This window comes from Mycobacterium sp., assembly GCF_025965855.1.
Lineage (GTDB): Bacteria > Actinomycetota > Actinomycetes > Mycobacteriales > Mycobacteriaceae > Mycobacterium.
In genome coordinates, this window is record NZ_JAOPWB010000253.1 from 1 (window position 1) to 20,164 (window position 20,164).

At 66.1% G+C, this 20,164-nt stretch carries 25 protein-coding genes and 2 pseudogenes; 11 read left to right on the top strand and 16 right to left on the bottom strand.

Translation table 11 applies throughout. From position 1 onward, the window contains the following. Positions 1–53: 53 nt before the first annotated feature. Positions 54–1,031 (bottom strand): ABC transporter permease, encoded by a 978-nt coding sequence (locus JWP83_RS21575; RefSeq protein ID WP_297734470.1) that lies wholly within the window; start codon positions 1,029–1,031, stop codon positions 54–56. A gap of 137 nt (positions 1,032–1,168) precedes the next feature. On the opposite strand from JWP83_RS21575, the gene JWP83_RS21580 reads away from it, so the two are divergent. Then, positions 1,169–1,660 (top strand): carbonic anhydrase, encoded by a 492-nt coding sequence (locus JWP83_RS21580; RefSeq protein ID WP_297734472.1) that lies wholly within the window; start codon positions 1,169–1,171, stop codon positions 1,658–1,660. 69 nt (positions 1,661–1,729) lie between these two features. On the opposite strand, the gene JWP83_RS21585 is transcribed toward JWP83_RS21580, so the two are convergent. Next, positions 1,730–2,149, bottom strand: a complete 420-nt coding sequence (locus JWP83_RS21585) for a PaaI family thioesterase (RefSeq protein WP_297734478.1) — start codon at positions 2,147–2,149, stop codon at positions 1,730–1,732. 129 nt (positions 2,150–2,278) lie between these two features. Between JWP83_RS21585 and cysD the strand changes: the two are divergent. From cysD to JWP83_RS21605, 4 genes and pseudogenes are all read left to right on the top strand, one after another. Then, a pseudogene (gene cysD, locus JWP83_RS21590) lies at positions 2,279–3,264 on the top strand (sulfate adenylyltransferase subunit CysD). Continuing rightward, positions 3,264–5,105 carry an adenylyl-sulfate kinase gene (cysC, locus tag JWP83_RS21595; RefSeq protein WP_297734486.1) on the top strand — a complete coding sequence of 614 codons (1,842 nt, stop codon included), beginning with the start codon at positions 3,264–3,266 and terminating at the stop codon, positions 5,103–5,105. Before cysD ends, cysC begins: the two are co-directional and overlap by 1 nt. 32 nt (positions 5,106–5,137) lie before the next feature. Next, complete coding sequence (locus JWP83_RS21600) at positions 5,138–5,623, top strand: RrF2 family transcriptional regulator (protein ID WP_297734489.1); 486 nt, start codon at positions 5,138–5,140, stop codon at positions 5,621–5,623. Between the two features lie 126 nt (positions 5,624–5,749). Then, positions 5,750–6,178 (top strand): DUF6188 family protein, encoded by a 429-nt coding sequence (locus JWP83_RS21605; protein WP_297734491.1) that lies wholly within the window; start codon positions 5,750–5,752, stop codon positions 6,176–6,178. A 22-nt stretch (positions 6,179–6,200) separates the two neighbouring features. On the opposite strand, the gene JWP83_RS21610 is transcribed toward JWP83_RS21605, so the two are convergent. Both JWP83_RS21610 and JWP83_RS21615 read right to left on the bottom strand, forming a co-directional pair. Then, the gene (locus JWP83_RS21610) at positions 6,201–6,590 is read right to left on the bottom strand and encodes a VOC family protein (protein ID WP_297734493.1); all 390 of its coding nucleotides are present in this window, start codon (positions 6,588–6,590) and stop codon (positions 6,201–6,203) included. 94 nt (positions 6,591–6,684) lie between these two features. Then, the gene (locus tag JWP83_RS21615; protein WP_297734539.1) at positions 6,685–7,098 is read right to left on the bottom strand and encodes a VOC family protein; all 414 of its coding nucleotides are present in this window, start codon (positions 7,096–7,098) and stop codon (positions 6,685–6,687) included. A 70-nt stretch (positions 7,099–7,168) separates the two neighbouring features. Between JWP83_RS21615 and JWP83_RS21620 the strand changes: the two genes are divergently transcribed. Beyond that, entirely contained in the window at positions 7,169–8,047 is an 879-nt protein-coding gene (locus JWP83_RS21620; protein ID WP_297734542.1) for an LLM class flavin-dependent oxidoreductase, read from the top strand. A gap of 106 nt (positions 8,048–8,153) precedes the next feature. Here JWP83_RS21620 and JWP83_RS21625 read toward each other — a convergent pair whose 3' ends face one another. Both JWP83_RS21625 and JWP83_RS21630 read right to left on the bottom strand, forming a co-directional pair. Next, positions 8,154–9,866, bottom strand: a complete 1,713-nt coding sequence (locus JWP83_RS21625; protein ID WP_297734495.1) for an NAD-binding protein — start codon at positions 9,864–9,866, stop codon at positions 8,154–8,156. A 97-nt stretch (positions 9,867–9,963) separates the two neighbouring features. After that, positions 9,964–10,335 (bottom strand): nuclear transport factor 2 family protein, encoded by a 372-nt coding sequence (locus tag JWP83_RS21630; RefSeq protein ID WP_297734497.1) that lies wholly within the window; start codon positions 10,333–10,335, stop codon positions 9,964–9,966. Between the two features lie 36 nt (positions 10,336–10,371). Between JWP83_RS21630 and JWP83_RS21635 the strand changes: the two genes are divergently transcribed. Together JWP83_RS21635 and JWP83_RS21640 are read left to right on the top strand one after the other, a co-directional pair. Next, positions 10,372–10,908 (top strand): NUDIX hydrolase, encoded by a 537-nt coding sequence (locus JWP83_RS21635; RefSeq protein ID WP_297734499.1) that lies wholly within the window; start codon positions 10,372–10,374, stop codon positions 10,906–10,908. Positions 10,909–10,938: 30 nt separating this feature from the next. Then, positions 10,939–11,469 carry a pyridoxamine 5'-phosphate oxidase family protein gene (locus JWP83_RS21640; RefSeq protein WP_297734504.1) on the top strand — a complete coding sequence of 177 codons (531 nt, stop codon included), beginning with the start codon at positions 10,939–10,941 and terminating at the stop codon, positions 11,467–11,469. Here the strand turns inward: JWP83_RS21640 and JWP83_RS21645 are convergent. Further along, positions 11,457–12,035 carry a TetR/AcrR family transcriptional regulator gene (locus tag JWP83_RS21645; RefSeq protein ID WP_297734507.1) on the bottom strand — a complete coding sequence of 193 codons (579 nt, stop codon included), beginning with the start codon at positions 12,033–12,035 and terminating at the stop codon, positions 11,457–11,459. The genes JWP83_RS21640 and JWP83_RS21645 overlap by 13 nt on opposite strands. An 11-nt stretch (positions 12,036–12,046) precedes the next feature. Continuing rightward, entirely contained in the window at positions 12,047–13,036 is a 990-nt protein-coding gene (locus JWP83_RS21650) for an NAD-dependent epimerase/dehydratase family protein (protein WP_297734510.1), read from the bottom strand. Positions 13,037–13,119: 83 nt separating this feature from the next. Between JWP83_RS21650 and JWP83_RS21655 the strand changes: the two genes are divergently transcribed. Continuing rightward, on the top strand, positions 13,120–13,932 hold the full coding sequence (locus JWP83_RS21655; RefSeq protein ID WP_297734513.1) for an SDR family oxidoreductase: 813 nt from the start codon (positions 13,120–13,122) through the stop codon (positions 13,930–13,932). A 180-nt stretch (positions 13,933–14,112) separates the two neighbouring features. On the opposite strand, the gene JWP83_RS21660 is transcribed toward JWP83_RS21655, so the two are convergent. Continuing rightward, on the bottom strand, positions 14,113–14,901 hold the full coding sequence (locus tag JWP83_RS21660) for an SDR family NAD(P)-dependent oxidoreductase (protein WP_297734514.1): 789 nt from the start codon (positions 14,899–14,901) through the stop codon (positions 14,113–14,115). 45 nt (positions 14,902–14,946) lie between these two features. On the opposite strand from JWP83_RS21660, the gene JWP83_RS21665 reads away from it, so the two are divergent. Next, positions 14,947–15,513 (top strand): carboxymuconolactone decarboxylase family protein, encoded by a 567-nt coding sequence (locus tag JWP83_RS21665; RefSeq protein ID WP_297734521.1) that lies wholly within the window; start codon positions 14,947–14,949, stop codon positions 15,511–15,513. Here JWP83_RS21665 and JWP83_RS21670 read toward each other — a convergent pair whose 3' ends face one another. Further along, positions 15,514–15,891 carry a DoxX family protein gene (locus JWP83_RS21670; RefSeq protein WP_297734522.1) on the bottom strand — a complete coding sequence of 126 codons (378 nt, stop codon included), beginning with the start codon at positions 15,889–15,891 and terminating at the stop codon, positions 15,514–15,516. A 139-nt stretch (positions 15,892–16,030) separates the two neighbouring features. Between JWP83_RS21670 and JWP83_RS21675 the strand changes: the two genes are divergently transcribed. Continuing rightward, the gene (locus JWP83_RS21675) at positions 16,031–16,531 is read left to right on the top strand and encodes a nitroreductase family deazaflavin-dependent oxidoreductase (RefSeq protein WP_297734525.1); all 501 of its coding nucleotides are present in this window, start codon (positions 16,031–16,033) and stop codon (positions 16,529–16,531) included. Between the two features lie 76 nt (positions 16,532–16,607). Here JWP83_RS21675 and JWP83_RS21680 read toward each other — a convergent pair whose 3' ends face one another. The 6 genes and pseudogenes from JWP83_RS21680 to JWP83_RS31325 form a co-directional block, all read right to left on the bottom strand. Continuing rightward, positions 16,608–17,288, bottom strand: coding sequence for an alpha/beta fold hydrolase (locus JWP83_RS21680; protein WP_297734528.1), 681 nt, complete (start codon positions 17,286–17,288; stop codon positions 16,608–16,610). Positions 17,289–17,356: 68 nt separating this feature from the next. Then, complete coding sequence (locus JWP83_RS21685; RefSeq protein WP_297734531.1) at positions 17,357–17,761, bottom strand: hypothetical protein; 405 nt, start codon at positions 17,759–17,761, stop codon at positions 17,357–17,359. A gap of 681 nt (positions 17,762–18,442) precedes the next feature. Beyond that, complete coding sequence (locus JWP83_RS21690; protein WP_367185661.1) at positions 18,443–19,048, bottom strand: TetR family transcriptional regulator; 606 nt, start codon at positions 19,046–19,048, stop codon at positions 18,443–18,445. Positions 19,049–19,165: 117 nt separating this feature from the next. Further along, the gene (locus JWP83_RS21700; RefSeq protein ID WP_297734534.1) at positions 19,166–19,513 is read right to left on the bottom strand and encodes a hypothetical protein; all 348 of its coding nucleotides are present in this window, start codon (positions 19,511–19,513) and stop codon (positions 19,166–19,168) included. After that, a complete protein-coding gene (locus JWP83_RS21705; protein WP_297734537.1) occupies positions 19,510–19,977 on the bottom strand; it encodes an SDR family NAD(P)-dependent oxidoreductase in 468 nt (155 codons plus the stop codon). The genes JWP83_RS21700 and JWP83_RS21705 overlap by 4 nt, the downstream gene beginning before the upstream one ends. Beyond that, positions 19,952–20,053, bottom strand: a pseudogene (locus tag JWP83_RS31325) (oxidoreductase); the annotation flags it as partial. The gene JWP83_RS21705 and the pseudogene JWP83_RS31325, both read right to left, overlap by 26 nt. Between the last annotated feature and the right edge of the window lie 111 nt (positions 20,054–20,164).

Genomic DNA, 20,164 nt, shown 5'->3' on the forward strand with positions numbered 1-20,164 from the left:
GCTGCACGCTGATCGGGCGGGCCTACCTGTACGGGCTGATGCGCCGGCGCGCGTCATGACACCCGGACCCTCGGATCGAGCGCCGCGTAGAAGACATCCGACAGCAGGCCGGCCAGCAACACCACCGTGCCGGAGAACAGGGTGATGGCCGCGATGATGTTGGTGTCCTGGGTCGAAATGCCCTGCACCAGCCATTCGCCCATACCGTGCCAGCCGAAGATCTTCTCGACGAACACCGCCCCGGTGACCAGCCCGGCCACCCCGTATGCGAACAGGGTGGCCAGCGGTATCAGCGCCGTGCGCAGCCCGTGTTTGAACAGCGCGCGCCGACGGGTGAGTCCCTTGGCGCGGGCGGTGCGAATGAAGTCCTGCCCAAGGACGTCGAGCATCGCGTTGCGTTGATACCGGCTGTATCCCGCCGCAGCCATCAGCGCCAGGGTGAGCGTGGGCAGGATCACGTGCCGCAACCGGTCGAGCAACTGCGCCCAGAACCCGCCGCCCACGCCCGGTGACGTCTCCCCGGTGTAGTCGAAGAGATGGATGCCGACGGCCCAATTGACCCGCAGCGCCCCGAGGATCAGCAGGTTGGCGATGACAAACGACGGAGTGCTCAGCGCGAGCAGCGCCAGCAGCGTGACGACGCGGTCACTGAGCCGGTACTGACGGATCGCCCCCCACGCCCCGGCGACGATGCCTAGCACGGTGCCCACCACGGAGCCGATGACCAGCAGCCGCAGGCTGACTCCGACGCGGCGCCACAGCGTGGTGGCGACGGGCTGTCCGGTGATGGTGGTGCCGAAGTCGCCGCGGAGGACGTGCGAGGCCCAGTGCGCGTAGCGGATCGGTATCGGTTTGTCCAAGCCCAGCGCGTGAGCCTTGGCGTCGATGACGGCCTGCGGCGGGCGTGGGTTGCGCTGTAACAGGCTGTCCAGCGGAGAGAAGGCCACCGAGGTCAGGCAGTAGGTCAGAAACGATGCCAGCGCCAGCAGCACGACATAGTTGAGCAACCGGCGCGCCAGAAAGCGAATCATGCCCGACCGAGCCGCCCGTGCCGCATTGGGACAGGTTAACCAGCCGGGCTCATCCTTGTGATCCGGCTGATTCTCGTGAGTGAATTACGGGTGGCTCGTTGTTACTTTTGAGGCCGCGATATCCCGAGGAGGCGCGCGTGACGGTTACCGATGACTACCTGGCCAATAACGCCCAATACGTGAGCACCTTCAAGGGCCCGCTGCCGATGCCTCCGAGCAAACACGTCGCGGTGGTGGCGTGCATGGACGCCCGGCTTGACGTGTATCGCCTGCTGGGTCTCAACGAGGGGGAGGCCCACGTCATCCGCAACGCCGGCGGCGTCGTCACCGACGACGTCATCCGCTCCCTGGCAATCAGCCAACGGCTCCTGGGGACCCAGGAGATCATCCTGATCCACCACAGCGACTGCGGGATGCTCACCTTCACCGACGATGACTTCAAGCGAGGCATCCAGGAGGAGACGGGAGTCAAACCGCCGTGGGCGGCCGAGGCATTCCCGGATGCCGCCGAAGACGTCCGGCAGTCGCTGCGGCGGATCGAAAACAGCCCATTCGTGACCAAGCATGTGTCGCTGCGCGGCTTCGTCTTCGACGTCGGAACCGGCAAGCTCGAGGAAGTCACCCCCTAGCGCGAGCAGACGCAAAAGCCCCTAATCCGTGCCGGATTTGGGGGCTTTTGCGTCTGCTCGCCCTACTAACTAGCCGACCTTGTACGTGGCGAGCGCCTTGGCGACCAGCGTGCCCTCCGGGTCGACGATCTCGGCCTCGCAGTTGACCAGCGACCGCCCGCGCCGCAGCACCCGGCCCACCCCGATCACGTCGGTGGCCCGGGCCGGGGCCATGAAGTCCAGTGCCATCGACACCGTCACCCCGCGCAGTTGCGGTGGCGCGTCCGCGCCGCACCACGCCGCCGCCATGACGGTCAGATCGGCCAGGGTGGCGATCGCGCCGCCGTGCACCATGTCGCCGACGGTGACGTTGGAGGGGTCCCAGGGCAGCCGCAGCCTGACCTCGTCTTCGCCGAGCTGATCGGCGACGATTCCCAGCTTCGCGACGAAGGGCGATTGGAGGAGGAATTGTGCGATGACATCGCGACCGCTCTGCGTTCCAATTGTCATACGTCCATGCTTTCGCACCGGCCGGTCACAGCAAAAGGGATGCACGCCTCCATGGCGCAATGCGTCGCATGCTTGTCACCCGCGCCAAACGATTGACACCCGCGGGGCCGGCTGGTTCTATATAGGGTAATGACCATAAAGATGGTCAATTCGACCAGGTTTACCAAGAATGCAATGAGGTGGCCATGACGAGCGTTGTGAAGGCGGCCCCCGCCGCGGGCCAGTACGAGTTGAGCCATCTGCGCTCGCTGGAGGCCGAGGCGATCCACATCGTTCGGGAGGTAGCCGCGGAGTTCGAGCGCCCAGTGCTGTTGTTCTCGGGTGGCAAGGACTCCATCGTCATGCTGCATCTGGCGCTCAAGGCGTTCCGGCCCGGGCGGCTGCCGTTCCCGGTGATGCACGTCGACACCGGCCACAACTTCGACGAGGTGATCGCCGCCCGCGACGAACTGGTGGCCGAGTCCGGGGTGCGGCTGGTGGTGGCGTCGGTGCAGGAGGACATCGACGCCGGACGGGTGGTCGAGACGATCCCGTCGCGCAACCCGATCCAGACCGTGACGCTGCTGCGCGCCATCCGCGAGAACAGGTTCGACGCCGCGTTCGGCGGGGCGCGCCGCGACGAGGAGAAGGCGCGCGCCAAGGAGCGGGTGTTCAGCTTCCGCGACGAGTTCGGCCAGTGGGACCCCAAGGCCCAGCGGCCCGAGCTGTGGAACCTCTACAACGGTCGGCATCACAAGGGCGAGCACATCCGGGTCTTCCCGCTGTCCAACTGGACCGAGTTCGACATCTGGTCCTACATCGGCGCCGAGAAGGTCAGGCTGCCGTCGATCTATTTCGCACACCGGCGCAATGTTTTTCAGCGTGACGGCATGCTGCTGGCAGTAGACCGGCACCTGCAGCCGCGCGCCGACGAGCCGGTGTTCGAGGCGACGGTGCGCTTCCGCACAGTCGGGGACGTCACCTGCACCGGCTGTGTGGAATCGGAGGCCGCCACCGTGTCGGAGGTCATTGCCGAGACCGCGGTGGCGCGGTTGACCGAGCGCGGGGCGACCCGGGCCGACGACCGCATCTCGGAGGCCGGGATGGAAGACCGCAAACGACAGGGCTACTTCTGATGACAACGTTATTGAGGCTGGCGACCGCCGGCTCCGTCGACGACGGCAAGTCCACCCTGATCGGGCGCCTGCTCTACGACTCCAAGGCCGTGATGGAAGACCAATGGGCGTCGGTGGAGCGGACGTCGAAGGAGCGCGGCCACGGGTACACCGACCTGGCGCTGGTGACCGACGGCCTGCGGGCCGAGCGGGAGCAGGGCATCACGATCGATGTCGCGTACCGGTATTTCGCCACTCCCAAGCGGAAATTCATCATCGCCGACACGCCTGGCCACATCCAGTACACCCGCAACATGGTGACCGGTGCGTCGACCGCTCAACTGGTGATCGTGCTCGTCGACGCCCGCCACGGCCTGCTCGAGCAGTCCCGCCGGCACGCCTTCCTGGCGTCGTTGCTCGGCATCCAGCACATCGTGCTCGCGGTCAACAAGATGGACCTGATCGACTGGGACAAAGAGAGATTCGAGTCGATTCGGGACGAGTTCCACGCCTTCGCGGCCCGCCTGGATGTGCAGGACGTGGCCACCATCCCGATCTCCGCGCTGAACGGCGACAACGTGGTGACCAAATCGGACAACGCGCCGTGGTACGAGGGCCCGGCGCTGCTGTCGCACCTCGAAGAGGTCTACATCGCGGGTGACCGCAATCTGGTCGACGTGCGCTTCCCGGTGCAATACGTCATCCGGCCGCAGACCCACGAGCATCGAGACCACCGCAGCTACGCCGGGACCGTGGCCAGCGGGGTGATGCGCCCCGGCGACGAGGTCGTCGTGCTGCCGATCGGCAAGACCACCCGGATCACCGCGATCGAGGGCACCAATGGCCCTGTGGAAGAAGCGTTTCCGCCGATGGCCGTCTCGCTGAGCCTGGCGGATGACGTCGACATCTCGCGCGGCGACATGATCGCGCGCACCCACAACCAGCCCAGGGTCGCACAGGACTTCGACGCGACCGTGTGCTGGATGGCCGACAATTCGGCGCTGGAGCCGGGCCGCGACTACCTGATCAAGCACACCACCCGAACCACGCGCGCGCGCGTCACCGCGCTGGAGTACCGGCTCGACGTCAACACCCTGCACCGCGACAAGGCCGCAACGGCATTGCAGCTCAACGAACTTGGCCGCATTTCGCTGCGCACCCAGGTTCCGCTGCTGCTCGACGAGTACACCCGCAACTCCAGCACCGGCTCGTTCATCCTCATCGATCCGAACACCAACGGCACGGTGGCGGCGGGCATGGTATTGCGCGACGTCTCGGTGCAGACGGCGAGCCCGAACACCGTGCGGCACAAGTCGCTCGTCGCCGCCGGGGCCCGGATACGGGGCAAGACCGTGTGGTTTACCGGCCTGTCGGGTTCCGGAAAGTCGTCCGTGGCCATGCTGGTCGAGCAAACGCTGCTCGAAAACGGCGTTCCCGCTTACGTTCTCGACGGCGACAACCTGCGCCACGGCCTGAACGCCGACCTGGGCTTCAACATGGCCGATCGCGCCGAGAACCTGCGCCGGCTGGCGCACGTGGCGGCGCTGCTGGCCGACAGCGGCCAGGTCGTGCTGGTGCCGGCGATCAGCCCGCTGGCCGAGCACCGCGAGTTGGCCCGCAAAGTCCATGCCGAGGCGGGCCTCGACTTTTTCGAGGTGTTCTGCGACACGCCACTCGATGAATGCGAGAAGCGTGATCCCAAGGGGCTCTACGCCAAAGTGCGCGCCGGTGAGATCGCGAACTTCACCGGCATCGACAGCCCGTATCAGCAGCCGGAGAATCCGGAGCTGCGGCTCATGCCGGATCGCAGCGTCGAGGAGCAGGCGCAGAGGGTCATCGACCTGCTGGAGTTGCGCCCCTAAGCGGTCCCCAGCGCGGGTGGCACAATCCTCACATGCGGATGTCGGCCAAGGCGGAGTACGCGGTGCGGGCGATGGTCCAGCTCGCCACGGTCGCCGGCGGCACGCTGGTCACGACCGAGGATTTGGCCCAGGCCCAGGGCATACCGCCGCAATTTCTCGTCGACATCCTCACCAACCTGCGCACCGATCGCCTGGTGCGAAGCCATCGCGGCCGCGAAGGCGGCTACGAATTGGCCCGGCCCGGAAACGAGATCAGCATCGCCGACGTGCTGCGCTGCATCGACGGCCCGCTGGCCAGCGTGCGCGACATCGGGCTCGGTGACCTGCCGTATTCCGGGCCCACCGCGCCGCTGGCCGACGTCTGGCGGGCGCTGCGCGCCAGCATGCGCTCGGTGCTGGAAGAAACGACCGTCGCCGACGTCGCGGGCGGCGCCCTGCCCAAGCACGTCGCACAACTCGCCGACGACTATCGCGACCAGGAACACGTGCGGCACGGCTCACCGCGCAGCGGCGATTAAATCCAGACCCTTGGCGGGGTTAACCGCGTAGCCGCGCGGGAAACCTGATCACCTGACGTTCTGCCGGGCGGTACGCGATTACGGCGCTTGTGCACCTACTTGGCGAATTTAGGACGGAGTGAATACATGACCGAACAGAAAATGACCGAGCGTTGGCTTGAGGGCTGTGCGGTACAGCGGATCATGTTCCGCGATGGTTTGGTGCTGAATTTCGACGATGACAACGAGCTTGTCATCGCGGTACCGATGCGCCTGACCCTGCCGGCCATTGCCACTGCCCCCGCGGAGGTGGTCGCGATCGACCCGAATGACCCGGCCGACCAGGAGCGTCCGCTCTTCGATTTCTCCGGGCAAAAGTGCACAGGTTTTGTTTGGTTTGACACCGGAGATCTCCATCTCGAGTTCTCCGACGGTCACCAGATCGACGTGCCTCCGGATGATGATGTCACCGCGTGGGAGCTGTATGGCAAATACCACGGATATGCCGCCTGCCTATCGCACGGCAAAGTGCGGGTTGTGCGGCATGACGTAAACGAAACGAACGTCGGCGAGTGATTTCCCGGCAAACCTAGCGGCCTCAGCTGCCCGAGCCGTAGGGCCGGGTCAGGATCTCCATGGCGTGGCCTGAGGGATCCAAGAAGTAGACGCCGCGCCCGCCGTGGTTGTGGTTGATCTCGCCCGGTCGTTGTTGCCGAGGGTCCGCCCAATGCGGCAAACCGCGCGATGCGATCTTGCCGTAGACGGCGTCGAAGTCGTCCTCGGAAACCAGAAACGCGTAGTGCTGGCGCCGGATCTCCTCGCCCTCGGGCGCGTCGGCGTAATCGAGATTGACGTCGTGCTCGAGCGCGACGGCCATGAAGTGGCCGACCGGCTTCGGGCTGGGCAGGCTGAACAGCTCCGCAAGGAATTCCGCGGACTCCCGCTTGTCGTGGGAGGCGACAATGGTGTGGTTGAAACTGATCGTCATAGTTCTATTCTCGCCTTCCGCCGAGCGTGCGTGCCTGTACGGCGACACGCCGTACAGCCTGACATTCTGCGCACGCTCGCGCGAAGATCCGCCCCTACTTCGGTGCCGTCAGCTCCAGCGCGATGTTGTCCGGGTCGCGAAACTCCAGAATGTACGACGGCCCAATGTCTTTGACGGGCTCGTGCGGGACGCCGACGTCGTCGAGATGCGCGGCCGCGGCGTCCAATTCGACCCTGCTGCCGAGCCGGAACGCGATGTGGTCGAGGCCGACGCGATCCTCGTTGAAGCAGTCCGTGGCCACCGGCCGCAGGCCGAGCAGCGTGCCGCCCAGGTCGTAGATGACGCCGCCGAACAGGAAGCCGTACTGGTTGCGGATGGCTTCGTCGGCGTTCTCGGGCACCTCCAGCAGCACCGGCCACCCGAAGACGCTCTCGTAGAACTGCCGGGATCGCTCGATGTCGGTGACGGTCAACCGGACATGCGCGATGGACGTGCTGGTGAAGCCCACCCGGCCCATGCTGCCACTCCCGGCACCAAATGTTGACTCCCATGCCAGAATCGCCGTCGTGCGGATAGCGATGACCATGCCGGTGATGGAGCCGGACCTGGATGCGACGGTGCTGGAGGACTGGGCGCGCGCCATCGACGAGGGCCCGTTCTCGTCGCTGTGCTGGGGCGAGCGCATCGCATTCGAAAACCCGGACAACCTGACGCTCCTCGGCGCGCTGGCCGCGTGGACCAACCGGGTGCGGCTGCTGACCACGGTGATCGTGCCGCAGCTGCACGACCCCGTCATGTTGGCGAAGGGGCTGGCCACCGGCGATGTGCTCAGTGGCGGCCGGTTGACGGTGGGCCTCGGCGTGGGCGGCAGGCAGGAGGACTATCACGCCGTGGGCGCCGACCCGGCGACGCAGACGATGCGCGGCATGGCCGAACGCGTGGCGCTGATGAAGCGGGTGTGGGCCGGCGAAAAGATCACCGAGTCCGTGCTGCCGGTCGGGCCGGCCCCGGTTCAGCCCGGCGGTCCGCCGCTGTTCGTCGGCAGCATCGGGCCCAAGACCATCCGCAGCGCCGCGACGTGGGCCGACGGTCTGGCCGCCACCACGTTGGACCTCGACGTCGCCAGGCAAAACGAGCTGTTCGACGTGGCGCGGGAGGCGTGGGCGCGGGCCGCCAGACCCAAACCGCACCTGGTGACGTCGTTCTGGTTCGCGTTCGGCGCACGCGAGCAGGGTCGCGCTCAGGTGCGTCGCCATCTGCTGCGCTACATGAACTGGATACCGGCCGGGTACGTCGACGCGATGGCGCCCATGACCGGCTGGGCCGGCAGCGAAGACCAGCTGCTGGCGGTGCTGCGAAAGTTCGAGGGAATCGGCGCCGACGAGGTGCAGCTCATCCCGACGAGCTCGGACATCGACCAGCTGTGTCGCGCGGCCGACGTGGCGGGGCGGCTCTAGGCCGATGGTGGCGACCCGCTTCGCCCGGCTACGCCGCGCTTGCGATCGCCACTAGGCCGATGGTGGCGACCCGCTTCGCCCGGCTACGCCGCGCTTGCGATCGCCACTAGGCCGACGCGCGCTCGTCGTCGGCAGGTTGCTGCGGAGGCTGGCCCTTGCGCAGCGTCGCCAAAAGCTCGCGATATGGGCCCACCAGGTAGACAGTGTCGCCGCCGCGAAGCCAGGCGTCGCGTCGCGGGTGCAGTTCGACGGGTGTGTCCTGGCGGGTGATCGCGATGACCCGGGTTTGGGTGGACAGTTCGAACATTTGCAGCCCGTCGAGTTCGCTGCCGGCCGCCACATGCATGGCGCCAACCATGAACGCGCGCTGCCCCACCCAGAATGTCCCCAGCACCTGCAGCCCCATGGCGGCGCCGATGAACCACGGCGCGGCCAATTCGACGGTCGAGCGAACGTTTTCGAAGCCGAACCGCTGCGCCACCGCGGCGCCGAGCGCGCGGTCGAATATGCGCAGCACGATCGGCACGTCGGGCCGGATCACCTCCGGCATCACCCGGGGTCCCAGCATCTCGCGCAGCACGATCCCGGTCTCGATGTTGACCATGTCGTCCTGCGTCAACACCGCCACCGCCCGGGCCCGGTCGACCCGCGCCGAGGCCAGGGTCTGGCGCAGCGTCGCGTCCCCAAAGATCACCGGCACGTCCAGGTCGTCCGCCGCCGACAGGAAGCGGTTGTTCTCGTCCCGCTCGATGACCGCCACCTCGTATCCGGCGCCGGCCAGGTCGGCGACGACGCGGCTGCCGAACGAGCCCAGCCCGACGACGATGACGTGATTGTGCAGGTGGCGCACCCTTTGGCGGCCGGCCGAATGGGCGAAGCGGCGCGACAGCAGCAGGTCGGCGATGAACGCGACAAGAACCGCGGTGGTTATCACGCCGGCGAACATCAACATGATGCTGAACACGCGCAGCCAGGTCGGCTGGTGCAGGAAGCTGAAGTCGCCGTAACCCACCGTCGCGATCGTCTCGGTGCTGAAATACAGGGCGTCGATCCAATTCATCCCCGGATGAGGCTGGTAAGCGAAGCGCAGCACGACCGTCGACCCGATCAGCACGGTCAACGCGGCGGCCATCGCGCGGAAAAGCATCGGGTTGACGTCGTCACGCAGGGTGCGCGCGGCATCGAGCGCTCGCCTCAGCCGGGGCGGCCGTGAGCGCCTGGCGGTCGGCCGCGGGACCTTGATGCCACGGGCGGCCAACTCGTCGGCGGTGCCGATCATCGCGGTCCAGTCGCCGGCGTGCACCGGCAGATCCCGGCCCGGACACGGCTCCACCTCGCCCGGGGTGGCGCAGTTCTCGCCGTGAATCACCGCGACGGGCGCCAGGTCGCCGTAGATCTCGCGCAGCGTCGCGTCACGCGGCGCCGCGGCGCCCGAGGCGACGAACTTGATGCCGGCCGCCTCGAACGGGTGCACGGTGTGCGCCAGGCACGCCTCGACGACCGACGGCGCCGCGAGGTCCGCGACGTCCAGAATCGCGCCAGGCCGCTTATCGGCGGCCATCGCCGTCCGGAGCACGTCATTGGCCAGCCGCGCCACCACCCGCACGCCGGGGTTGGCTTTCCTTGCCAGCAGCGCGATTTCGAGATTTATTGCGTCGTCATCCCCGGCGCAGATCACGGCGCGGGCGCGGGCGATCCCGGCGGTGGCGAGCTCGGTCGGGCTGGTGAGCTTGACGACGTGCACACCGGTGTTGTTGAGCTCCTCGACGATCGTCGTCGCCAGCGCGTCCTCGCCGCTGACGATGATGTGGCTACGCATGCCGGCGCGGCCGATCGCTGCCTGCAGGGGTCATTGATGCATTATCGCGGTCGCGGTGGCATCGCACGAGCCCATCGCGGTTTGCGTACGGGCCTGATTACAGGACCTTGACTTCGGAGGGCGACCAAAACGCCCGCATCGACGTGATCTTGGCGTCCTCGTCGAACACCATCGTGGAGATGGGCGAGATCCGCGTGCGGGCGTCACCCGCGTCGAGCGTGAGGTGCCAGAAGAACGCCGCCTCGGTGCCGACAACCCGCAGTTCGGCGAGTTCGGTCTGTTTCTTCGCGTCCTGGAAGCCCGCATAGAATGCGCGGATGGCGTCATGGCCGCGTCGTGGGTCCGATCCGATCGGATCCTCGACGGTGGCGTCGGCGGCGTAGAGGGTCAGAACATCGTCGGCTTTGCCGTCGGCGACGAGCGCGAGGTAGCGCTTGACCGTCTCGGTGATGGCTTCCTGGGATGGCATGGCTCGGACGCTACCCCGGGCCGCGATACTGGCGGTGTGCCCTTCATCGAATGCGTCGCGTCCCGCGAGATCTATCGCAACCCGTGGCTGGTGCTTCGGGAGGACGACATCCGCCGCCCGGACGGCAGCGCGGGCATCTACTCCGTGATCGACAAGCACACGTACGCGCTGGTGTTGCCCTACGACGGGCACCGTTTCCGGTTGGTCGAGCAGTTCCGGTATCCCGTGGGTGCGCGGCGCTGGGAGTTTCCACAGGGCAGCGCTCCCGATCTAGCGGAGGCCGATCCTCACGAATTGGCCGAGCGTGAGTTGCGCGAGGAAACCGGACTGCGCGCGACCTCGCTCGAGGCGCTCGGCCTGGTGGACGTCGCACCCGGAATGACGAGTCAGCGTGGGTGGGTGTTCCTGGCCACCGGGATCGTCGAGGGCGCAGCGGAGCCCGAGCACGAGGAGCAGGACATGCGCAGCGCATGGTTTTCGCGCGAAGTGGTCGAGCAGATGATCCGCACCGGGGTGATCGTCGACGCGCAGTCGATCGCCGCCTATGGCCTGTTCCTGTTGCGCGAGCGATGAATTTTGCGTCGGACGCCGGTCAATATCGATATGACGATCACACGCCGCAATCTCGACGGTTATGGAGTGCCTCCGATTGAATGGAGCCGCGTCAAGGCAGTGCTGGATGGCCGGCTGACGCAGGCGCCGGACACCGGTGGTCCGCGACGCCATACGGTGTGGCTCACGACGATCAATCCCGACGGCAGTCCGCATGTGATGGCGATCGGGGTGGTCCAGTGCGACGGCAGCTGGTACTTCACCTCTGGCCCGGCGACCCGGAAGTCCCGGAACTTGGCGCGCGACCCCAGTTGTGTGGTCAGCGTCGCGACCGATCCGTTCGACCTCGTCATCGAGGGTGCCGCCGAACGGGTCACCGATGCGGGCGAATTATCCGCTGTCGCACAGACGTACGTTCGTGATGGATGGCCCGCCCAGGTCGCGGGCGACGCGGTCACGGCGGAGTTCAGCGCACCGTCGGCCGGCCCTCCGCCGTGGTACGTCTATCGCGTCAAGCCGTCGACGGTCTTCGCCCTGGGAACGTCGGAACCGTTCGGCGCCACGAAGTTTCAGCTCGACTGAGCGGAAAGACCAGCCGCCGCCCGGATCTCCCGGCGGGCCGCGGCCCGGTCGGCATCGGGAAATATGTAATAGCTCAACGCGGTTCGCGCGATCGCGCCCGCAAGGTCGCGAGGGTCCACCGCCGTGGCGAGGGCGCCCTCGCGGGCGCAGTGCCCCAAAATCACCATCAACCCTTCGGCGAGCATCGGCAACGCTTGCGCCATCTGGTCGTGGGCGAACCTCGGCTCGAGGTCGAGCAGCCGCCCGGGCGGTTGAGCCTCGACGAAGGTCGCGATGACGTCGACGGCGGCCTCCAGTCGCGCGAGTCCGACGACTCCGGATACCGCGTTGTCCATCGCGGCGTTGAAGCGCCGGCGCTCGCGCTTTCCCAGCGCATCGATGAGTTCTTCTTTGGACGCAAAGTAGCGGTAGATGGTGGGCCGTGAAACCCCGGCCAGGGTCGCCACGTCCGAGAGCGACATCTTCCGGGCGCCCGTCCGGAACACGAGCCGCTGGGCGGCGTCGAGGATCCGATCGGCCAGATCCCCATGATCTGAGCCGGACGTGCGCGATTCGGCGATCGACACGGCACCAAGCCCTACAGTTTGCCGACTTCGCGCAGCCACGAGATCAGCAGCCGCAGCCCGTCGACGAAGGACATGGGCTCATAGCCGAGGCGCCGGGTCGTCAGGTTGTCGGTTGCTCTGGGCTTGCGCTCGCTCTTAGCCGCGGCCTCCGCGATCGCCATCAAGGTGGGCCCGAATTCGGCGGTCAACGCCTCGGCCTCGGTGCGGTAGTCGAGATCCTCGACGCGATGGTCGATTCCGGCGACCTCACACGCGCGATTGATGCCGCCGGCGGTGCTGAACGTGTCTTCGGGCCGGCCGATCAACAGGTAGCGCTCGCCGGCGACCCCCTTGTCCAGCGCGGCGATCGAGCCCTTCGCGACGTCCGCCCCCGCCACCCACGTCACCGGAAAAGCCAGATAGCGCTTGATCTTTCCGCGCATGCCGGCCAGCAGCACCCGGTTGAAGCTGGTGCGGTGCAGGGCTCGCCCGACGACGACGCCGGGACCGAAGATCGCGCCCGGGTGGCACGTCAACACGTCGTCGCCCGCGGCGGCGCGCCGGTGTGCTTCCAGAAAGGCGGCGAGCTTGGTGACGGTGTAGGGGTCGCCCGGCGGGTTCTTCAGCACGGGCGCCTCTTCGAAGTCGACACCGGTGCTCAGGTCGAGAAACGTGGCAGTGCTCAAGGCAACCACCCGTCGCATGCCGTGGGCTTTGGCCGCATCAAGGACGTTCGTGGTGCCGACCGTGTTGACGGCCTTGAAGTCTTCCAGGTCCTGACTCGCGCCACCGAGCAGCGCCGCGCAGTGAATGGCCGCCTCGGCGCCCTTCGCCGCGCGGAGCACGTCGTCGGCGTCTCTGATGTCGCCTTTGACCAGTTCGACGCCGATCGCGGCCAGCGCCGTGGCGTCGTCGGGATCGCGCACCAACGCGCGGACGTCGTCGCCCCGCTCGATCAACTGCTGGCAAACGTTGCCGCCGGTCTGCCCGGTCGCTCCGGTGACGAAGATCGTGCTGGCCATGACGGCCTCCTGAGACGTTACATATCGAACATATTCAGTGAAGACCGTAAACCCTGAAGTGCAAATATTCTATATTCGGCTTCATGACACTCGATCCCTCAAGCGTTCTTCTGACCGACCGCGTCGCGGTGGTCACCGGCGGCGGCGCGGGCATCGGCCGCGGCATCGCGGCGGGGCTGACGGCTTTCGGCGCGCGGGTCGCGATCTGGGAACGCAACCCCGACTCGTGCGCGTCGGCCGCCGAGGAGATCGGTGCGCTGGGTCTCACCGTCGACGTCCGGGACGGCGCCGCGGTGGACGCCGCGCTGGCGCAGACCTCCGCCGAACTGGGGACGGTGACGATCCTGGTCAACAATGCCGGCGGAGTTTTCTGGTCGGGGATCCTCGACACCAGCGAGAACGGTTGGGACGCACTGTACAAGTCGAATCTGCGCCACGTTTATCTGTGCACCCAGCGGGTGGCGCGCATCCTCGTCGAGCAGAAACTGCCGGGCAGCATCATCAGCGTCACGTCGATCGAAGGTGTGCGCGCCGCACCCGGTTACGCGACCTACGCGGCGGCCAAGGCCGGTGTCATCAACTACACCAAGACCGCCGCGCTCGAGCTCGCACCGCATGGCATTCGGGTCAACGCGCTGGCGCCCGACCTCACCCTGACCGAAGGCATCAGGCAAATAGCGCCGCCGGGCTCCGAGCAGCGATTCGGCTTCACGGTCCCGATGGGTCGGGCGGGTCATGTCGACGAAATGGCTGGCGCGGCAGTCTTTCTCGCGTCCGACATGTCCAGCTACATCACCGGTCAAACGATCCACGTCGACGGCGGCACCCACGCCGCCAGCGGCTGGTATCACCACCCGGAGACCGGTGCGTACGCGCTCGGACCGACGAGCGGCTAGTGCCGTCAGTCGTTAATTCGCGGTCAGGTTAGGGGTCGACTCCGGTGGTGTCACCCAACGTGCGCTCACTGCGAAATTGCGACCAGTTTTTCGCAATACGTGCACGTTCGGCGCGGCGAAAGCTTCCGCTGCTGCGGCGCCGTGTTTGCGAGCCGGTCTGCGAGTTAACGACTCACGACACTAAGCGCCGGTGTTCAGGGCGACGTGAGCGGACATCCCGCCGTCGATCGAAATCATTTGTCCGGTGATGTAGCGGGACGCCTCCGATGCAAGGAAAACGACGAGGTCGGCGACGTCTTTCGGTTGCCCGAGGTACGGCGTCAACGTGGCGCGGCCGAGGCCGCCGATGACGTCCTCGGACAGATGCGCGCGAACGGCTTCGGTGAGGATCAATCCCGGCACGATGGTGTTGGCCCGCACGCCGCCCTTCCCCTCGCTGGTCGCGACGTACATCGTCAGGGCGTGCACCCCGGACTTCGACACGCCGTAGGCCAAGCGCGTGCGGTCACCCGACAGCGCCGCACCCGACGACATGTTGACGATGGAACCGCCGCCGTTCTTTCGCATTTCGGGGACCGCGTACTTACACATCAGCATCTGACTTCCGAGGTTGACCTCCAAGGACCGCTGCCACACATCCAGCGACATCTCGCTCACCGTGGTGTCCCGCGACAAGAAGTCGCTGGCGGTCAGCGCCGCGTTGTTGTGCAGGACGTCGACGCGGCCGAACTCGGCCACCGTCGAGCGCACCACGTCTCGCGCCGTCTGTTCCTGCGCGAGGTCGCCGCCGAACGCGATCGCCCGCGCCCCCGTCCGCCCAATCTCGGCGGCGACCCCGGCGGCCTTCGGCTCGTCGATGTCGACGACGGCGACGGCGGCGCTTTCGTGGGCCAATTCGTGCGCCGTTGCCGCACCAATTCCGCCCGCACCTCCGGTGACTATCGCGACCTTTCCGGCGAGTCTGGACATCGAATTCTCCTTTTGGCTGACGCACAAAGAAGTTAGCCTGATTCGATGCCGCGTATTGCGCCAATCCCGATGGAAGAGCTCAGCTCCCATTCCCGCGAAATCGTGGAGGCCGGCGTCGCCGCCGGTCTCTACGCGACGCCGGTGCCCCTGCAGATCTTCGCCTACCGCAGCGCGCAACTCGACCAGGTCAACATGGCCAGGAACCAGCTCGGCGCCGGCACGCTGCTCGGTGGCCGGATCCTGGAGTTACTGCGCATCCGCAGCGCCCAACTTGGCGAATGCGAACCCTGCAGCCAGTCGCGCAAGCACGACTCGATCACCGACGACGACGTCGCCTGCCTGCTGGCACCGGGCCACGGCGCGCTCACCCCGCAGGAGCAGATGGCGGTCGAGTTCCTCGACCTGCTTTCTGCTGACCACCACGCCATGGACGACGAGTTCTACAAGCGCCTGGGGGAGTACTTCACGGCCGCACAGATTATCGAACTCGGATTCACATGCGCCGGGGTGATGGGGGTGCACCGCTTCATTCACACCCTCGACGTCTATGGCGACTCGGCGCCCGTTATCGGGTACAACGAGGATCAGGTCGACAGCACGAAGCCGGTGTGACTACGTAAGCGGATACGGCCCGAAGCGGCCCCAGGCGACGAAGACGGCGAGCACCAGCAGCACCGCGTTCATCGCCACCATCGGTGTCTCCTTGCGCCGAGCGTGGACGACGCCCGCACCGATCATCACCAGCGCGAGCCCGACCGCGGCCAGCGGCACCAGGATTGGCGCAACGTGCACTGCGGCCGGCACGACCAGCCCGATCGCGCCGAGGATCTCGGCGACCCCGATGAGCCGGATTGTCGACGGGCTGTAGTCCTCCGCCCAGCCGAAGCCCGAGGCAACCAGCTGATCTTTGCTGCGAACTAGCTTCAACAGCCCACTCCCGACGAACGCGACCGCCAGAACGATCGCGATGATCCACAGCGCCAGGTTCATACAGACCTCCTCATCGTTGCCATGAATTCCTGGTCGAGAAGGGCGATCTCGCGATCATCCAACGACAAGGCGCCGGCGGCAAGCTTCGGTAGGCGCAGCCCTACTAGCCACCAAATGCCGTTCCGGCAAGAATGACCCCATGTCTGACCGGTCATACGACGACGCCAACGCATTTCATCGGACGGTGCGCACCTTCGCGGCCACGAAAGTGGGCGGCGCGTTTCTCAGGCGGACCGCACATCATCTGGACCGACTCGTCACCAAGGTCACCGGCGGCAGAAGCAGCTTCGCCGGGATCGCGACCGGCATCCCCGCGGTCATGCTCACCACCACCGGCGCCAGGTCCGGGGACCCCCGCACCGTAGCCGTCTACGGCATCCCGCACCCCGACGGCGTGGGCGTCATCGCGTCCAACTTCGGCGGCGAAAAACACCCGGCGTGGTATCACAACCTCAAGGCCAATCCGGAAGCCACGGTGACTATCGGGCGCGATACCTGGCGAGCCACCGCCCGACTCGCCACTCCCGGCGAGCGCGACGAGATATGGGCGAAAGGGGTCAAGATGTACCCCGGCTGGAGGAAGTACGAAGTGCGGGCCGGCGACCGCCGCATAGAGGCGTTCGTTCTCAGCCGCAATTGAAACGACCACAGCTAACGAGATGTGATCACTAGCAAAGATTTTGAAGTTCGCCGAAACCCGTGTGGCGGCCAACCCGTTATGCCGCCGCGACCGTCGACATCAGGGGACGAAGCGTCTTAAACAGCGGCTGCCGATCACGAAGATAGAAGTGGCCGCCCGGGAGAATCTGCACGGAGAAATGCGCCGTTGTCCGCGAACGCCATTCGTGCAAGTCGGATTCACTCACAAGCGGGTCCTCGCTGCCGCCGAACACATGAATCGGGCAGGACAGTTCCGCTGTGTCGTCTTCCTCGTCTGTCATACACAGCCGCAAGTCGTGTCGAGTGGCAGTGACCGCTCGCTCATGCAGAGTGGGCCATCGCGTTAGTTGCGAAGGCAGCCCGCCCAGATCGGACAGGAGCGTCGCGAGCTGGTGGTCGTCGAGCAGATCCACGACCTGAAGTGGCGGTGGACGGTGCGGTGGGCCGTATGCGGACAGGAATACCGCCCGTGGCAACGGAAGACCCTGCGCCGCGCGCACGCACGCCAACCGGTATGCCAGCAGGGCGCCGAAACTGTGGCCGAAGAACATATGCGGCTCGTCAAGGGTGGATCGCAGCTGATCGTTCACCTCGTCGACGAGCTGCCGCAGCGTGGTGAAGCGCTGCCGGTTGGCGACCTCGACCGGAATCACCTCGACGGCCGGTCTCAGCGTCTTGTTCCAGGCGTTGAATGCCAACCCTCCGCCACCGGCATGATGAAAGCAGAACAATCGCATGGTGCCAGTCGCCTTTCTTATCGTGGCCTACCGAAATCACTGTCCGGAAAGCCTTTTGGGGGAGTGCTTCAGAAAAGCCGGGCCTGGCTGCCTGCGTTCAGCAGCTGCATCTCCTCGGACAGCGCTTGGACCATGAACCGGATCTGTTCGGATGAGTGGCAGCTGGTGACGAAGAATCGCAGCCGCGCTTGGTCTTCCGGCACAGCGGGAAAAAGGATCGGGTCGGCGCTGATGCCGCGCCGCATCAGAGCGTCCGACAGTTGCAGCGCATTGATCGAGCTGCCAACGATGCACCGGATCATGGGGGCGCACGCGCTGTCGCCGGTGGCGATGCCGGCTTCGCGTGCCAGGCTCAGGAAGAGCGCGGCGTTCTCGCGCACCCGGCGCAGGTGTTCGACCAGCGCCGGACGCCCAGTGGCCCGCCGTCTGGCCGCTGCAGGCGTGATCACGTCGAGGCGGTGGTTGGTGTTCATGCTGTGCTCCGTTTCCTTCGTAGGTCCGGATCCGGGTGGCCCGGGCTCACAGGTAGGAGCGTCAGACCGGGCTGACACAGACACTTTTTGCGAAAGACTTTTTGAACCAACGGCCGGGCGACCGTCCTGACCCCCCGCCGGCGCGCCGCACGCGCTCACCCTTCGTGCCGGTCGCTATCGGCGGCGGTGCGCGGCCCGGCGATCACGCACGACGGCGAAAGCGAATACTGATCTACTCGGCGACCCTCGGCACGCAAGGCGACGGATATACCCACTGCGGCAAAGATGAAAGAGGTGTTTTCGCAGCTAGAAGTGGTGCCCCCGGCAGGATTGGAAAGTGCCGCCCGATCTGGCGCCGATGTGTGCTGCGACCAACGATAGTGTGTTGCAGCACAGCAGTTTTCAGCTCTCTAGATTTCGCTCATTACGCCCAACATGCACAGGGTAGAATGGTTGAAATCGTTGGATCATCGTTGGGATCCGGCAAACTAGCTGGTTAACGCGAAGGCCGCAGGATTCCTACCGAAATTCGAATGGGATTGCAGACTAAAGAACTGTTCTGGCGCGATTACTGTGGGGTGATCGGCGGAGCGACACCAGAGGGCAACGCGATGTCAGCGTCTCGACTGGAATTTGTGTCGACCTCGACGGTATCGCCCAGGGGGCGTCAGATCGCGACGATCACGCGCGTCGACGACGGGCTGCGGTGGGCCGGGAGGCTGATCGAACGACACGGAGAATTTCGTTGGTCAACTGGTCATCGGCGGTGTGGCGCCATACCCCGTGATAGAGCGCGATCCCGATGATGGTGTCGAACAAGGAGTCGGCGCTCGGTTCGGCGGCGGCGGTGCCAGCCGCAACCGCGTCGGCGTGTGCCGATCGGAACAGCTCGCGGATGGGATCCTCGGCCCGGACGACCAGTGAGGTGTAGCGCTGCGGCTGCCGGTAGTACTCGACGAGCAGTCCCGGGACGGCAGCTCGGGTCGCTGGATCGGCGAAATAGCCGACCACTACTGCCACGAAGCTTTTTAGGTAGGTGTCGAAGTCGCCGGCCCGGTCGATGCTCGGCGGGTCGAGACGGTAGGACAACGCGCTCTCGACCATAGCCGATTGGGTAGCCCATCGGCGATTGATCGTCGGTGCACCGACACCGGCTGCGCGGGCGACCGCGGGAATGGTCGTCGCCTGATAGCCCTGCTCTGCCAACAACTTACGTACAGCCCGATGCACCGCATCGTCGATATCTGGATCGCGCGGCCGTCCCCCACGTGCTTCGTTATTCGCAATAACGTTGAAGAATAGCAGCGGGCATCACGCGGGCAACGCGCTTGCTACAGCCAAAACGCCTAGAAGACTTCCAATTCATCCGTGAGGAACCTGAGCAGCGCGGGAAGTCGAGGAAGTTCAGCTTGACCATTGGTGAATTCCCCTCGATCGTTCGTGCACCTGTGTTCTGACTGGCGCGCGCCCGTCGCGCGGCCAGCTTGGGCTCGCGAGCATCTCGTCGAAGTCTGCCTGCACCATGGGAAGGAGTTCGGCCCCATTGGGCAGCACCCAGAGGCGGTTGGCCTTGACGGCGGCGAGGATGGCGGCTGCGGCCGGTTCGGGTGTCATTCCGGTATGTAAGCCGGCCTGCATGTAGTCCAGCTTGGCGAGTACGTCGTCGTTGGGGTGTTGGTCGGTCTGCTGGATGTGGTCGCGCATGCGTTCGACGATGGGTGTGTTGACCATGCCGGGGCAGACGACGGTCACGCCGATCGCGGAGTCGGCGAGTTCAGGCGCAGGCCCTTGGATAGTCCGACGACGGCGTGTTTCGCCGTGGCATACGGTCCGACGAATGGGCTGGTGAGCAGGGCGCCCATCGATGCGGTGTTGATGACGTGGCCCTGTTCGCCGGAGGCCAGCATGCGGGGCGCGACGGACCGGATGCCGTTGACAGCGCCGCCGAGGCAGACGTCGAGGACCCAGTTCCAGTCGTCGAGGCTCAGTTCCCATTGTCGGCCCATGGCCGAGACGCCGGCGTTGTTGCAGATCTCGTGCACGCCGCCGAAGTGCTCGACCGTCCGGTCGGCGAGGCGCTCGACGGCGAGGGGATCGCTGACGTCGACGACCTCGCCGAGGCAATCGGGCGCCGGAGGCGGTGAGTTCGTCCACGGCGCCTTTGAGGCGGTCGACGTCGACGTCGGCCAGGACCACCCGCATTCCCTCGGCGGCAAACGCTTTCGCCACCGCGAAGCCGATTCTGGAGGAAGCTCCCAAGACGACGGTGACCTTCGAGGTCAAGTCGTCCATCGTGATGTCCTCTCTGTCAGCGGCACCGTGCCGCCGAGCTTGTCAGGCGGGGAACGCGGAGTAGTCGAGTTGGTTGGTGTTCAACGCTCCGGTGAAGCCGTGGTCGACGAC